Annotated in this window: 11 protein-coding genes; 6 read left to right on the forward strand and 5 right to left on the reverse strand. The window is 69.5% G+C overall.

Translation table 11 applies throughout. The features are described from left to right. The first annotated feature begins 15 nt into the window (after positions 1-15). Complete coding sequence (locus H3H36_RS21505; protein ID WP_182220131.1) at positions 16-855, forward strand: response regulator; 840 nt, start codon at positions 16-18, stop codon at positions 853-855. A gap of 405 nt (positions 856-1,260) precedes the next feature. On the opposite strand, the gene H3H36_RS21510 is transcribed toward H3H36_RS21505, so the two are convergent. From H3H36_RS21510 to H3H36_RS21520, 3 genes are all read right to left on the reverse strand, one after another. Continuing rightward, positions 1,261-1,524 (reverse strand): hypothetical protein, encoded by a 264-nt coding sequence (locus tag H3H36_RS21510; protein ID WP_182220132.1) that lies wholly within the window; start codon positions 1,522-1,524, stop codon positions 1,261-1,263. Between the two features lie 102 nt (positions 1,525-1,626). Then, complete coding sequence (locus H3H36_RS21515; RefSeq protein WP_182220133.1) at positions 1,627-2,868, reverse strand: DUF1501 domain-containing protein; 1,242 nt, start codon at positions 2,866-2,868, stop codon at positions 1,627-1,629. An 18-nt stretch (positions 2,869-2,886) separates the two neighbouring features. Continuing rightward, complete coding sequence (locus H3H36_RS21520) at positions 2,887-4,341, reverse strand: DUF1800 domain-containing protein (RefSeq protein WP_182220134.1); 1,455 nt, start codon at positions 4,339-4,341, stop codon at positions 2,887-2,889. A 172-nt stretch (positions 4,342-4,513) separates the two neighbouring features. Here H3H36_RS21520 and H3H36_RS21525 point away from each other — a divergent pair, with 172 nt between their 5' ends. Genes H3H36_RS21525 through H3H36_RS21545 form a run of 5 tightly spaced genes read left to right on the forward strand, consistent with a single transcriptional unit; the run spans position 4,514 to position 11,453 of the window. Continuing rightward, on the forward strand, positions 4,514-5,206 hold the full coding sequence (locus H3H36_RS21525) for a CerR family C-terminal domain-containing protein (protein WP_182220135.1): 693 nt from the start codon (positions 4,514-4,516) through the stop codon (positions 5,204-5,206). Continuing rightward, positions 5,203-6,612 carry an efflux transporter outer membrane subunit gene (locus H3H36_RS21530; protein ID WP_182220136.1) on the forward strand — a complete coding sequence of 470 codons (1,410 nt, stop codon included), beginning with the start codon at positions 5,203-5,205 and terminating at the stop codon, positions 6,610-6,612. Before H3H36_RS21525 ends, H3H36_RS21530 begins: the two co-directional genes overlap by 4 nt. A gap of 8 nt (positions 6,613-6,620) precedes the next feature. Continuing rightward, positions 6,621-7,829, forward strand: a complete 1,209-nt coding sequence (locus H3H36_RS21535) for an efflux RND transporter periplasmic adaptor subunit (protein WP_182220137.1) — start codon at positions 6,621-6,623, stop codon at positions 7,827-7,829. Positions 7,830-7,838: 9 nt separating this feature from the next. Further along, positions 7,839-10,961, forward strand: a complete 3,123-nt coding sequence (locus H3H36_RS21540; protein ID WP_182220138.1) for an efflux RND transporter permease subunit — start codon at positions 7,839-7,841, stop codon at positions 10,959-10,961. Between the two features lie 27 nt (positions 10,962-10,988). Beyond that, entirely contained in the window at positions 10,989-11,453 is a 465-nt protein-coding gene (locus tag H3H36_RS21545) for an AraC family transcriptional regulator (protein WP_182220139.1), read from the forward strand. A 49-nt stretch (positions 11,454-11,502) separates the two neighbouring features. On the opposite strand, the gene H3H36_RS21550 is transcribed toward H3H36_RS21545, so the two are convergent. Beyond that, positions 11,503-12,987: an efflux transporter outer membrane subunit gene (locus H3H36_RS21550; RefSeq protein WP_182220140.1), complete on the reverse strand. Its 1,485-nt coding sequence runs from the start codon at positions 12,985-12,987 to the stop codon at positions 11,503-11,505. Beyond that, positions 12,984-14,207: an HlyD family secretion protein gene (locus tag H3H36_RS21555; protein ID WP_182220141.1), complete on the reverse strand. Its 1,224-nt coding sequence runs from the start codon at positions 14,205-14,207 to the stop codon at positions 12,984-12,986. Before H3H36_RS21555 ends, H3H36_RS21550 begins: the two co-directional genes overlap by 4 nt. Positions 14,208-14,303: the final 96 nt, after the last annotated feature.

Raw genomic sequence — 14,303 nt, forward strand, 5'->3', positions numbered from 1 at the left:
GCAGCGGAGGGACAAATGACGGCATCGATACTGGTCATCGAGGACAACCCGGCCAACATGAACCTGATGGTCTATCTGCTGGAGGCCCACGGCTACCGGGTGCTGTCGGCCTGGGATGGCGAACAGGGCGTGGCGGCCGCGCGCCGCGAGCTGCCCGACCTGGTGCTGTGCGACCTGCGCCTGCCCAAGCTGGACGGCCACGGCGTGCTGCGCCAGCTCAGGGCCGATCCGGCCACGCGCGCCATCCCCGTGCTGGCGGCCAGCGCGGAACCGGCCGACGATGGCGGCGCGGCCCTGCTGGCGGCCGGCTTCGACGGCTGGCTGGCCAAGGCGTTCGAGCCGGAGCAGTTGCTGCCGGCGCTGGCCGCATGGCTGCCGCCGCCGCTGCGGGCCGGCCAGCTGGCGCCGCCCGCCCCCGACACGGCCTTGCACGCCAATGCGGCCGCCTTGCGTGCGCCTGATCCTGGCCCCGCCGCCCGCGCGCGCGTGCTGCTGCTCGACGCGGCGCCGGCCAACCACGGCTTGCTCGCTTCCGTACTCGGTCAGTTGGGCTACACGCTGACGGTGGCAAGCAACGCGGCGCAGGCCGAAGCGTGCGCCGGGCTAGCGTTCGACCTGGTGCTGTGCGACAGCGGCACCGACGACGAAGCGGCGCTGCAAGCGTTCCCCATCCCGGCGCTGCGGCGCTTCTCCCGGCTGCCGCTGATCGTGCTGCGCCCGGCGCTGGACGCCAGCGTGGCCTGGGTGCCGTGCGGACGGCGCTACCCGGCGCGCTTGCTGGCCCACCCTATCGACCCGACAAAACTGGTGGACGAAATCGCGGCCTGCCTGGCGGCGGCGCGGCCGCCGGCGTGAGGACGCCCCGCATGATTAACCTTTTAACATCATTAACAGAACGGCCTAGTATTTCTACTGTATTGCGGCGCACCATAAATCGGCCTATATTGGAACTGTCTCCTCCAACCGTTCGCCGAACATTGGAATTCCGCCCGCACCGCAAGGTCGTGGGCGTTTTTTTTGTCAAAAATCGGTGTCAGGTCTGTCATTCGGACAGTCATCGCGCACCTTTGAGTTTTCTCATAATGGCCTTTCAATTTTAAATTTGGTTGCAATGAGAAACCGCTTACCACTTCTGCCCCCGATATCGTTTGATTAAACTCAAAGCCACTGTCCTTGAGTCCAAATGACAGACCTGACACGGAATCAGGACGATCAAGTCGGCCGATCTCCGTGCCGGCAAACGCGAAGAACAACGGCCCTTCACGCCTGAAGGCAAAGCTGCCGGACGACGACCAGGACTTCGCTTTGGTTGCGCGTGTCGATGTCCACGTCCATGATCTGGCAGCCCCCATCGTTCGATATGCCGACCCGGTTCGAGCCGTCTGGATTGCGCGCCGCCGGCGCCGGACAAACGGGCGGACATTCCGGGCCACCGGATGGATGCAGGACGACGCGCCGCACATGCCCGGTGAGCAGGACGTCCTGCGCCGCCGCGAGCGAACAGGCGCTGGCCAGTACCAGCACAAAAAATCGAGCACAGCGCATACGGGAAAATTATCTATTTTGCAATAATCCAGGATTCTAATCCAGAATGGTGCGACGCTGCCGTTGATTTGTTCCGCGCCTTCAGGAAGACCGCAGTACACTGAAGCCGGCGCGCTGGGCCGGCATGTTCGGAAACAGCTGCGCCAGCTGGCGTTGCGCCAGGCCCAGGCGGCGCTGCGCGAGCTGGGCCAGCACGGTGCGGAAATCCGTCGTCACGGGCAGGTCGCGTCCCTCGTTGAGCTGGTCCTCGCCCAAGCCTCGCCACTCGCCGTACACGCGGCCACCGGCCACGCCGCCGCCAAGCACCCACATCGCATTGCCATGTCCATGATCGGTGCCGCCGTTGCCGTTCTCGCGCGCCGTGCGGCCGAACTCGGACATGACGACGATGGTGCTCTGATCGAACAAGGGGCCAAGCCGGCGCGCCAGCACTTCCAGCCCCTGTCCCAGCGGCGCGAGGTGGTTGGCCAGTTGCCCCCGGGCCGCGCCCTGGTTGGCGTGCGTGTCCCAGCCGCCCAGCGCCACGAAGGCCAGCTGGATATTGGGATCGTTGCGCATCAGCGTGGCCAGCCGCGCCGCGTCGTCCGGGAAACCGTTGGGCAGCGGCGCGCCGCCGTCGGCCATCTGCATCTCCATGTCGGCGGCGGCCATCATCACTTCCTGGTGCGCATCCCGGCCGGCCTGGTAAGCACGGCCGAAGCGGGTATGGTTGGCGTACAGCTGATCGAACGCGCGCCCCAGCGCTGGCCGGTCCAGCACGTTGGCGCGCGTGCCGGCCGCGCCGCTGGCCAGGTTGACGGCCGGCGCGCGCCCCGACAGGATGCGCGGCATGGTGGGGCCGATCGACAGCGCACGGGTGGGCGTGGCCGCGCCGGGCAGCGCGCCGGCCAGCCGGTTCATCCAGCCGTCGGCCGTGGCCTTGGCACCGGGTGTGCCCGATTCCATGTAATCCTGTGCGTCGAAATGGGAACGGGTGGCGTCCGGCGAACCGCTGGCGTGCACAAAGGCCAGCTTCTTCTGCTCCCACAGCGGCAACAGCGGCGCCAGCGCCGGATGCAGGCCGAAGTAGCCATCCAGTTCCAGCGCCCCGCCCTCGGTGCCGGGCCGGGCCAGCGCGATGTTCGGCCGCAGCCGCGCGTAATTGGGGTCGCCCACGGGCGCCACCACGCTCAGGCCATCGACCGCCCCGCGCAGCATGATGACGATCAGGCGGCGGCCGTTGCCACCGCCTTCGGCCGGCGTAGCGGCCCAGGCGTGGCGTCCCAGCGGGATCACCAGTCCGGCGCCGGCGGCCAGCGCGTGCATGAAATCTCGGCGTTGCATGGTTGCTCCTTCGCGCGGTCAGCGCTGCATGAAATCGGGGCCGCCCAGCAGCATGGCGGCGCGCAGTGGTTCGGGACTGGCGGCCACCGCGGCGCGCGTGCGGGCCGACACGGTGCCGCCCAGCGTGGCCTGCAGCGCGCCCGCATCGAGCGCGCGTCCCATCGCGGTGGCGATGCCGATACGCCGGCTCAGCGCATCGGGATTGAGCCAGGCCGCCTCCGTGTTCTTGTAGCCATCCGGCGTCTGGCAACCGTACAGCGGCATGCCAAGCCGGTTCAGCGCGCCCAGCACGGGCTTGATCTCGGCCAGCGGCGCGCTGCCGGCCCGCGCGGCCGAGACGACGAACTGGTACGGCGTCTTGAACTTGGCGCCCTGCGCCTCAGGCGCCAAGAATTCGGGACTGGCGAACAGCGTGGCCAGCACCGTGCGGATATCGCCCTTGCTGGCGAGGTAGCTGCGCGCCATGCGATCGACCAGGGCCGGCGGCGGCGCGTCCTGCACGAAGTACTGGGCCAGCTCGTAGCTCAGGTGGTGCGCCGTGGCCGGATGCATGGCCAGCACGTCCAGCGCATACTCGCCTTCGTCCTGGCCGCCACCATGCACGGTGTGGCCCAGCCACTGCTTGTCGCCCTTGTCGTGGCGGCGGGCGTCGAATATGAAGCCCTCGTTGCGCAGCGCCAGTGCGCGCGGGTTGAAGGTCCAGCCAGTCAGCATGCGGGCCAGCGCGCGCACGTCGCGCTGCGTGTAGCCGCCGTCCACGCCCAGCGTGTGCAGTTCCATCAGCTCGCGCGCGTAGTTTTCGTTCAGGCCGGCCGTCTTGATCCTGGCGTTGGGGCGGCCGCGCGGCACGAAGCCGTCCGCCGTCGACAGCCAGTTATCGAGGTAGAACAGCATGGCCGGATGGTGGGCCGTGGCGCCCAACAGGTCGCGGAAGGAGCCGAGCGCATACGGCCGGATCGCGTCGCGTTCATAGCTGGCCACCAGCGCCCGGTCCAGGCCCTTGCCTTCGAAGACGTTGAAATGGTTGAACCAGAAATCGACCATCACCTCTTCCAGCTGGCGCGGGCTGTCCACCGCGCGCGCCAGGCGCGCTTCGGCCGTCTGCTCAGTCATGTTGACCACCACGGCGCGCCGTTTGGCCTTGCCCTCCTCGCCCTCGTCCTTCGCCATCTCGCGCACGGCCAGCAACTGGGCCAGCGTGCGGCCGGCCGGCTGGCGCGCCGTCTCCAGCGCATCGAGCCGCGCCGTCAGCGTGGCTGGCATGGGGATGGATTCGGGATGGAGCTGGCTGTCGATGTAGCGCTGCACGCCCATCTGGGTCACGCGCTCGATGTCGCCGGGACGGGGACCGTAGGCCAGCCGGTTCAGTACGTGCAGGGCGGCCTGCTCGGGGGGCAGGTCAGTGGCGCCGGCCCCACCTTGCCAGAACAAGGCGACGATGACGGCGGTGGCGAAAGTGCGCGCGGCATGCATGGTGATGGTCCTCGGTGGCATAGCGGTGCGGGCATTCTAGCGTCCCGCCCCGCGAAAAGTGTGAGGACTCAAGTATCGTCAGTAAGCATTTGTTACGGACAACTTTCACGGAAAAAGTTAAACAACCGATTTAGTTATATCAATTGTTTAAATTTCGTGATGTAATGCCGGGATGACCCAAGCCAACCATCCCCCAACGCGCCCGCCTGACGACATCCGCAAGCCCCGTTCGGACGGCGAGCAATCGCGCGAGCGGCTGCGCCTGGCCGCCATGCGCCTGTTCGCGGAACAGGGCTACGCGCGCACGTCCACGCGCGAGATCGCGCAGGCGGCCGGCGCCAACGTGGCCGCCATCAGCTACTACTTCGGCGACAAGGCGGGCCTGTACCGGGCCGTGTTCGAAGGCATGTGCCCGGCGCCTGAAGCCAACATCGCCCAGTACGCGCCGCCCCATTTCACGCTGCGCGAATCGCTGCTGGGCTTTTACCGCCAGATGCTGGCGCCGCTGCAGCAGGACGACGGCGCCCAGCTGTTCCTGCGCCTGTGGCTGCGCGAGCGGCTGGAGCCAACCGGCCTGTGGGCGGCCGAAATCGACAACAGCATCCGTCCCGAGCACATGGCCCTGGTGCGCGTGCTGTGCCGGCACCTGAACCTGGAACAGGCCGACGACGAAGTACACCGGCTGGCCTATGCGCTGGCCGCGCTGGCCGTGCAGATCATGGTGGGGCGCGACATCGTCACTGCCATCACGCCGCAACTGCTGGCCACGCCGGCAGCGATCGAACAATGGCTCCATCAACTGGCCCGCTACGGCGAGGCGCTGGTAATGGCGGAACAGAGCAACCGCAAGGAAGGAAACGCATGAAGAGAGCACTACAACGGGCGGCGCTGGTGCTGGCCGTGGGCAGCGCCTTGAGCACATTAAGCGCATGCGCCGTGCAAGGCCCGGCGCAGCAGGTGGCCGCGCCACTGCCCGCACAATGGCAAGCGCCGCTGCCGCACGACGGCAGCGTGACGGAACTGGCGCAATGGTGGCAGCAACAGGGCGACGCCCTGCTCGCGCAGCTGGTGACGGCGGCCCAGGAAGCCAGCCCCACGGTGGCCAGCGCCGGCGCCCGCATCGCCCAGGCGCGCGCCGAACGCGTGGCCAGCGGTGCCGCGCTGGCGCCCTCGCTGGACGCGGCGGCCAGCGTGAGCCGGGCCAGCCAGCAATCGGCCCTGCCGATGGGCACCACGGCGCAAGCGGCCCTGCAAGCGTCGTGGGAGATCGACCTGTTCGGCGCCACCCGCGCCGCGCGCGACGCGGCCCAGGCCCGCCTCGACAGCGCGCAAGCGGGCTGGCATGACGCCCGCGTGTCGGTGGCGGCCGAAGTGGCCAACCAGTACTACGCGCTGCGCGCCTGCGAACAGCAGCTGGACGTGGCCCGCCAGGACGCCGCCTCGCGCGCGGACACGGCGCGCCTGACGGAGCTGGCCGCCCGCGCCGGCTTCCAGCCGCCCGCCACGGCAGCCCTGGCCCGCGCCAGCGCGGCCGACGGCAACAACCGCGCCGTGGCCCAGCGCGCCGTGTGCGACGTGGGCGTGAAGGCGCTGGTGGCGCTGACGGCCATGCCGGAAACCGAGCTGCGCGCGCGCCTCGCCAAGGCTACGCCGGTGGCGCCGCCCGTCATCGCCATCGATGCGCTGCCGGCCCAGGTGTTGCGCCAGCGGCCCGACGTGTACAGCGCCGAGCGGGCCGTTGCGGCCGCCAGCGCCGACGTGGGCAACGCGCGCGCCCAGCGCTACCCGCGCCTGACGCTGACCGGCGCCGTGGGCGCGGCCAACTTCAGCACGGGCGGCCACAGCACCCAGCTCGACACGTGGAGCATCGGTCCGCTGGCGCTCACGCTGCCGCTGGTCGACAACGGCCGCCGCAGCGCCAACGTGGACGCGGCCAGCGCCCGCTACGATGCGGCCGTGGTGAGCTACCGCGCCAGCGTGCGCCAGGCCGTGCGCGAAGTGGAGGAAGCGCTGGTCAACCTGCGCAGCACGGGCGAGCGCGAAGGCGACGCCAACACCGCCCTGCAAGGCTACCGTGTATCGTTCACGGCCATGGAAGACCGCTACAAGAACGGCATGGCCAGCCTGCTGGAACTGGAAGACGCGCGCCGCACCCGGCTGGCCGCCGAGAACACCGTCATCAGCCTGCGGCGCGAACGCAGCGCCGCCCTGGTCGCCCTGTACCGCGCCGCCGGCGGTGGCTGGAGCGCGCCCCAACCATCACCGCAATGAGCACTCACATGAAGCGTATCGCCATGAATTCCACCCAACTTAAGCCCGTCGCCGCCGCCCTGCTGGCCGTGTTCGCAATCTCCGGCCTGGGCATCGCCTTGTACACGCCCGCCTCGCGCGCGGCCGACGGCAAGAAGGCCGAAGCGGCCAAGCCCGCGCTCACCGTCACCACCGCCCTGCCGGTGGCATCGCGCCTGCCCATCAAGCTGGCCGCCAACGGTAACGTGGCCGCCTGGCAGGAAGCGAGCGTGGGCAGCGAGGCCAATGGCCTGCGCCTGACCGAAGTGCGCGTGAACGTGGGCGACACCGTCAAGGCCGGCCAGGTGCTGGCCGTGTTCTCGGCCGACAGCGTGAACGCCGACCTGGCCCAGGCCCGCGCCGCGCTGCAGGAAGCGGAAGCCAACGCCGCCGAAGCGGCCGCCAACGCGGCCCGCGCCCGCACGCTGCAATCGACGGGCGCGCTGAGCGCCCAGCAGATCAGCCAGTACCAGACGGCCGAACAGACGGCCAACGCCCGCATCGCCTCGGCCCGCGCGGCCGTGGCCAGCCAGCAGCTGCGCCTCAAGCACACGCAGGTGCTGGCGCCCGACAGCGGCGTGATCTCGGCGCGCACTGCCACCGTGGGCGCCGTGGTGGGCGCCGGCACGGAACTGTTCCGCATGATCCGCCAGGGCCGGCTCGAATGGCGCGCCGAAGTGACGGCGGCCGACCTGCGCCAGCTGCGCATCGGCACCGGCGCCGTCATCAAGGCCGCCAACGGCAGCGAGGCCACGGGCAAGGTGCGCATGGTGGCGCCCACGGTCGATCCGCAAACGCGCTACGCGCTGGTGTACGTGGACCTGCCGGCCAGCGCCACCAGCGCCGCCAACGCGCCGTTCAAGGCCGGCATGTTCGCCAGCGGCCAGTTCGAGCTGGGCGCGTCGGACGCCATCACCGTGCCGCAGCAAGCCATCGTCGTGCGCGACGGCTTCAGCTACGTGTTCCGTTTGAACGCGGACCAGCACGTGAGCCAGCTCAAGGTGAAGCCGGGCCGCCGCCTGTCTGACCGCATCGAAGTGCTGGAAGGCATAGGCGCCGATACGCGCGTGGTGGTCAACGGCGCCGGCTTCCTCAATGACGGCGACCTGGTGCACCACGTGACCGAAGCCGCGCCGGCGCCGGTGCCCGCGCAAGCGCAGGCCAAGGCCGCCGCCCGCAGCGTGCCCGCCGCCCGCTAAGGAGCCGCCATGAATTTCTCCGCCCTGTCGATCAAGAACCCGATCCCGGCCATCATGCTGTTCGCCCTGCTCACGCTGGCCGGGCTGATGGCCTACCGCGCCAATCCGGTGCAGGACTTCCCCGACATCGAACTGCCCATCGTCACCGTCACGGCCGCGCTGGACGGCGCCGCGCCGGCCCAGCTGGAAACGGAAGTGGCGCGCAAGATCGAGGATTCCGTCGCCACCCTGCAAGGGGTGAAGAACATCTACACCAATGTGCTCGACGGCGTGGCCACCATCACCGTCGAATTCATCCTCGAAAAGCCGTTGTCGGACGCCGTCAACGACGTGCGCGACGCCGTGGCCCGCGTCAAGGCGGACCTGCCGGCCGAGCTGCGCGACCCCACCGTCACCAAGGCATCCACGGCCGGCCGCGTGGTGCTGACCTTCACGGCCAGCGCCGTTCCCGGCCAGGGCGTGCCGATGGACCAGCAGGAACTGAGCTGGTTCGTCGACAACACGGTGGCCAAGCGATTGCTGGCCGTCCCCGGCCTGGGCGCCGTCAAGCGCGTGGGCGGCGCCTACCGCGAAGTCCGGGTCGAGCTGGACGACGCGCGCATGGCCGCGCTCAAGGTGTCGGCGCTGGACGTGTCGCGCCAGCTGCGCCAGGTGCAGAAGGAAGCGCCGGGCGGGCGCGGCGACATCAGCGGCGCCGAACAGTCGGTGCGCACCATCGGCACCGTCAAGAGCGCGGCCGAACTGGCGGCCATGGACTTGCCGCTGCCCGACGGCCGCCGCATCCGCCTCGACCAGGTGGCCAGCGTGCGCGACACGGTGGCCGAACCGCGCGCCGTGGCCCAGCAGGACGGGCGCGACGTGGTGGCGTTCGAAATCTTCCGCACCAAGGGCGCCAGCGAAATGGCCGTGGCCAACGGCGCGCGCGCGGCCATCGCGGAAATCCAGCAAGCCCACCCCAACGTGGCGCTCACCCAATCGATCGACAACGCCTTCCCGGTCGAGGAGAACTTCCACGGCTCGATGGAGCTGCTGTACGAAGGCGCGCTGCTGGCCGTGCTGGTGGTGTGGTGGTTCCTGCGCGACTGGCGCGCCACGCTGGTGGCGGCGGCCGCGCTGCCGCTGTCGGTGATGCCGGCCTTCCTTGGCATCTACTGGTTCGGCTACACCCTCAACACGGTCACGCTGCTGTCGCTGGCCCTGGTGGTGGGCGTACTGGTGGACGACGCCATCGTCGAGATCGAAAACATCTCGCGCCACCTCGCCATGGGCAAGACGCCGATGCAGGCGGCCATGGAGGCGGCCGACGAAATCGGCATGGCGGTGATCGCCACCACCTTCGCGCTGGTGGCCGTGTTCCTGCCCACTGCCTTCATGAGCGGCATCCCCGGCCTGTTCTTCAAGCAGTTCGGCTGGACCGCCGTGCTGGCCGTTTTCGCCTCGCTGGTGGTGGCGCGCCTGCTCACGCCGATGATGGCGGCCTACCTCCTCAAGCCGGCCAAACCTCACGAGCAGCAGGATGGCTGGCTGATGCGCCGCTACATCCGCGTGATGCGCTGGTGCCTGTCGCACCGGCTGGTGACGGGCATCGCCTCGGGCGCCTTCTTCGTCGGCTCCATCATGCTGGTGCCGCTGCTGCCCACCGGCTTCGTGCCGCCGGCCGACCGCTCGCAAACCCAGATCAACCTGGAACTGCCGCCCGGTTCCACGCTGGCCGAAACCAAGGTGGTGGCCGAGCGCGCGCGCGTGGCGGCCATGCAGGTCAAGGGCATCAAGAGCGTGTACAGCTCGATCGGCGGCGGTTCCAGCGGCGACGCCTTCGCGCCCGGTGCGGCGGCCGAGGCGCGCCGCGCCGTGCTGACGCTGAGCACCGTGCACCGCAACGAGCGCAAGGAATCGATGGCCGACATCGAAAGCCAGATCCGCCACAAGCTGGCCGAGATTCCCGGCGCCCGCTTCAACGTGGGCCCGGCCGAAACGGGCGTCAAGATGCAGCTGGTGCTGCGCAGCGAAGACCCGGTGGCCCTGATGAGCGCCGCCAAACAGGCCGAACGCGAACTGCGCACGCTCAAGGGCGTGGGCAATGTGCGCTCCAGCGCCTCGCTGGTACGGCCCGAAATCATCGTGCGGCCCGACTTCGCCAAGGCGGCCGACCTGGGCGTGACGGCGGCCGCCATCGGCCAGACCGTGCGCGTGGCCACGGCCGGCGACTACGACACCGACCTGACCAAGATGAACCTGCCCGAGCGCCAGGTGCCGATCCGCGTCAAGCTGCCCGACGCCGTGCGCGCCGACCTGGACGCCCTCGGCCGCCTCACGGTGCCCGGCAAGAACGGTCCCGTGATGCTGGCCACCGTGGCCACCATCACGATGGAGAGCGGCCCGGCCCAGATCAACCGCCTGAACCGCAGCCGCAACGTGACCTTGGAAGTGGAACTGGGCAAGCGGGCGCTGGGCGAAGTGAACACGGAAGCGCGCGCGCTGCCGGCGCTGAAGAACCTGCCCGCCTCCGTCAAGATCGCGGAACTGGGCGACACCCAGGAGATGGCGGCGCTGTTCGCCAGCTTCGGCCTGGCCATGCTGATCGGCGTGATCTGCATCTACTGCGTGCTGGTGCTGCTGTTCAAGGACTTCATGCAGCCGGTAACCATCCTGGCCGCGCTGCCGCTGTCAATCGGCGGCGCCTTCGTGGCGCTGCTGATCACGGGCCGCGCGCTGTCCATGCCATCCATGATCGGCCTGATCATGCTGATGGGGATCGTGACCAAGAACTCAATCTTGTTGGTTGATTATGCTATTCTGGCCCGTCAGGCCGGCATGGGCCGTTTCGAGGCGCTGGTGGACGCCTGCCACAAGCGCAGCCGCCCGATCCTGATGACCACCATCGCCATGGGCGCGGGCATGATGCCGCTGGCGCTGGGCTGGGGCGCCGATCCCAGCTTCCGTTCGCCGATGGCGATCACCGTGATCGGTGGCCTGATCACGTCGACGTTACTGAGCCTGCTGGTGGTGCCGGCCGTGTTCACCTACATCGACGACCTGGAACATGTGTTGCGGCGGCTGATGCGCAAGCTGCGCCGCCAGCCGCCGGAATCGGCCGCGCCGCTGCGCCAGGTGGCTGGCGGCCGGCACTAATTGGTCACTCATTGAATGGAGAAACAGATGGACGTACAAATCAAGGAACTGCCCGCCGTGCGCGTGGCTTACCTGCGCTACAAGGGCCCGTTCGGCCCGGCGCTTGGTGAATTCTGGAGCGAGGTGTTCGCACCATGGCAAAAGGCGTTCCGCCTGCAGGGCCGCGTCAGCTACGGCGTGGCGCAGGACGACCCGGCCACCACCCCGGCCAACGAATGCCGCTACGACGCCTGCGTGGAAGTGGACGCCGACTACAAGATCGTCGATCCGGCCAGGGAAGCCATGCTGGCCGGCGGCCGTTACGCCGTGGCCCAGTTCCATGGCGCGGCCGACAAGATCCCGGCCGCGTGGGACGAACTGTACAGCCAGTGGTTGCCAGCGAGCGGCTTGAAGATGGACGCCCGCCCCTGCCTGGAACGCTACGCGGCCGACTTCGCCGTGGACCCGGCCACGGGTGAATTCAGCTGCGAGCTGTGCATCCCCGTCGCCTGAAGTAGGCACGGGTAAGCGCGGCGGCGCATCGCCGCACACGCCCGCGCGCTCACGGCGCCCAGCCGCCGCCGAGCGCGCGATACAAGTCCACCGACGCCTGCAGCAGCCGCGTCTTGAGCTGCAACCGTCCCACGTCGGCGCCGTACAGCGTGCGCTGGGCGTCCAGTTCCTCCAGATACGACGCGTAGCCGTTGCGATAGCGGTTGTGCGCGATGCGCAGCGTTTCCGCTGCCGTGGCGCGGCGCGCATCGTTTTCCACCGCCTGTTCGCGCAAGCGCTGCAACGCGCCCAACCCATTTTCCGTTTCCGCCAGTGCGCCGCGCACGGCGTTCTCGTACGCGTACACAAGCTGGTCGCGCTGGGCCGCCGCCGCATCCGTCTGCGCCTGCACCCGGCCGCCGTCGAATACGGGCGCAGCGGCCAATGCAGTCAGGCGCCACAAGGCCGTCGGCGCGTTGGCAAAATCCGTCATGCGAAAATTCTGCACGCCCCCAACGGCTGTCAGCTTGAACGACGGCAGCAACTGGTCGCGCGTGGCCGTCAGGTTGGCATTGGCCGCCACCAGGTTCAATTCGGCCCGCGCGATGTCGGGCCGGCGCCGCAGCAGTTCGGACGGCAGGCCGGCAGGAACCTGCGGCGGCGTCAGTTCGGCCAGCGGCGCGCCGCGCACGATGGGTCCGGGATTGCCGCCGGCGAGAACAGCCAGCCCGTTCTCCTGCTCGAAGATGGCGCGCCGCAGCGGCGGAATCTGCTCGGCCGCCGCTTCATATTCGGCCTGCGCCTGCAGCCATTCGAGCCGCGAACTGTAGCCAACCTCGAACTGGCGCTGCGCCAGCGCGCGCGATTGCTCGCGCAGCTTCAAGGTCGCCTGCGCCAGCTCCAGCTGGGCGTCCAGCCCGCGCAAGTTCAGGTAACCCGACGCCGCCAGCGCCGCCACCGACAGCGCGACCGCATCGGCATTGGCGCGTTCGGCCTCGAAGCTGGCGCGCGCCGCATCCGTCTGCGCGGCCAGCCGGCCCCACACGTCGATTTCGTAACTGGCCTGGAACTCGGCCTGATACACGTTGGTGACGTAGGGCACGCCGTTGTAGGCCAGCAGCCGGGTGCGGCCAGGCGAAGCATCCACGCCGACGCTGGCCTTCTGCCCTGCGGCCGCCACGCCCAGCCGCGCGCGGTACTCGCCCACGCGCGCGCGCGCGATGCGCAAGTCGCCATTGTTGGCCAATGCCGTCGTCACCAACGCGCTCAATGCGGGATCGCCGAAGCTTTGCCACCACTGACGTTCCGGCGCTGCTGCGCTGGCGGACGGCCCGATGGGCGCGCGCCATGCGACGGGTACTTGCAGCGTGGACGGCGGCGCTGGGGGCGCCGTCGCCGCGCAACCGGCGAGCAGCCCGGCCAGCAAGGCCGCATAAGCACGGGCGGTGACGGCGGCTGGCAACGCGGCTGGCGCAGCCGCAGGTGAAATGACCGGGAAGGCGAGCGGCGGCTCGCCCGGCTGCGCCTCCCGGCGTCCAACAAGCCGCACGTTCATGGCCGCGCTCCGGCGGCCCGTGTGGAGGCAGACGCGGGCGCGGGCACGCGCGCGCCATCATTCAGCTCCGCCGACGTGTCGATACTGACGATCACCGACATGCCCGGCCGCAGCCGCCGTGCCAGCGCCTGGCCCGGATCGATACGGATGCGCACCGGGATGCGCTGGGCGATCTTGACGTAATTGCCGGTCGCGTTATCGGCCGGCAGCACGCTGAACTCCGAACCCGTGGCCGGCGAAATGCGCTCCACCTGCCCCGTCAGCGTGGCGCCATCGAGCGCATCGACCTTGAACGTGGCGCCCTGCCCCACCTGCACCGCGTTCATCTGGGTTTCCTTCAGGTTGGCGATCACCCACAGCTGGCGCGGCACCAATCCCATCAACTGCGCGCCCGCGTTCACGTACGCCCCCTGGCGCACCGTGACCTGCCCCAGCTGGCCATCGGCCGGCGCCGTGATGCGCGTGTTGTCCAGGTCCACGCGCGCCGCCTTGAGCGCGGCGGCCGCGTTGGCCACGGCCGCCTCCAGCGCCGCCTTGTTGACCTGCACCGACTGCACCTGCTGCCGCGCGATCTCGAGCGAGGCGCGCGCTTGCGCCACGGCCGCCACCGTTTGCGCCCGCGCCGCGCGCGACTGGTCCTGCTCACGCACGGACAGCGAACCATCGGCCGCCAGTTGCTCCACCCGTCCCAGATCGGCCGTGGCCTTGGCCGCCTGGGCTTGCGCGTTCGCCAGCGCGGCCACGTTCAGCGCCACGCCCGCCTCCGCGCTGCGGCGCGCCTGCGCCCAGTTGGCCAGCGCCGCCTGCTGGGCCGCCAGTTGGGCCTGCGCCTGCTCGTAGCGCTGCTGGAACACCCGGTCATCCAACTGCACCAGCAAATCGCCCTGCCGCACCTGCTGGAAGTCCTGCACCTTCACCTGCGTCACATAGCCCGACAACTGCGTACCCACCAGCGTCACCTGGCCCCGCACCAGCGCGTTTTCCGTGGACACGATGGCGCTGCTGAACGGCGGCAGCCGCCACGCATACAGCACCACCAGCACGCCCGCCAGCGCCACGGCCGCGAAGCCGACGGCCGACAGCCACTGCGCCCGCCGGTCCGGCGGCGCCGGCGGTGGTGAAGCTGCTGCCACCGCGGCGGCGGCAGCGGCGGCGGCCACGGTGGCCATGTCGGGCGGCGCGGCTGCCGGTGAGGACGAGTCAGGTATGGTGGTAGTCATCAGGCTTGTTCCGAGAAACCTCGTCCTTCAGAGTGAGGAGTGAAAGGAATCGACTCCGCAGGAGTCGAAACTTTAGTGATCAACGCGGAACTCATG

Source organism: Rugamonas fusca (genome assembly GCF_014042365.1).
Classification (GTDB): Bacteria; Pseudomonadota; Gammaproteobacteria; order Burkholderiales; family Burkholderiaceae_D; genus Rugamonas; species Rugamonas fusca.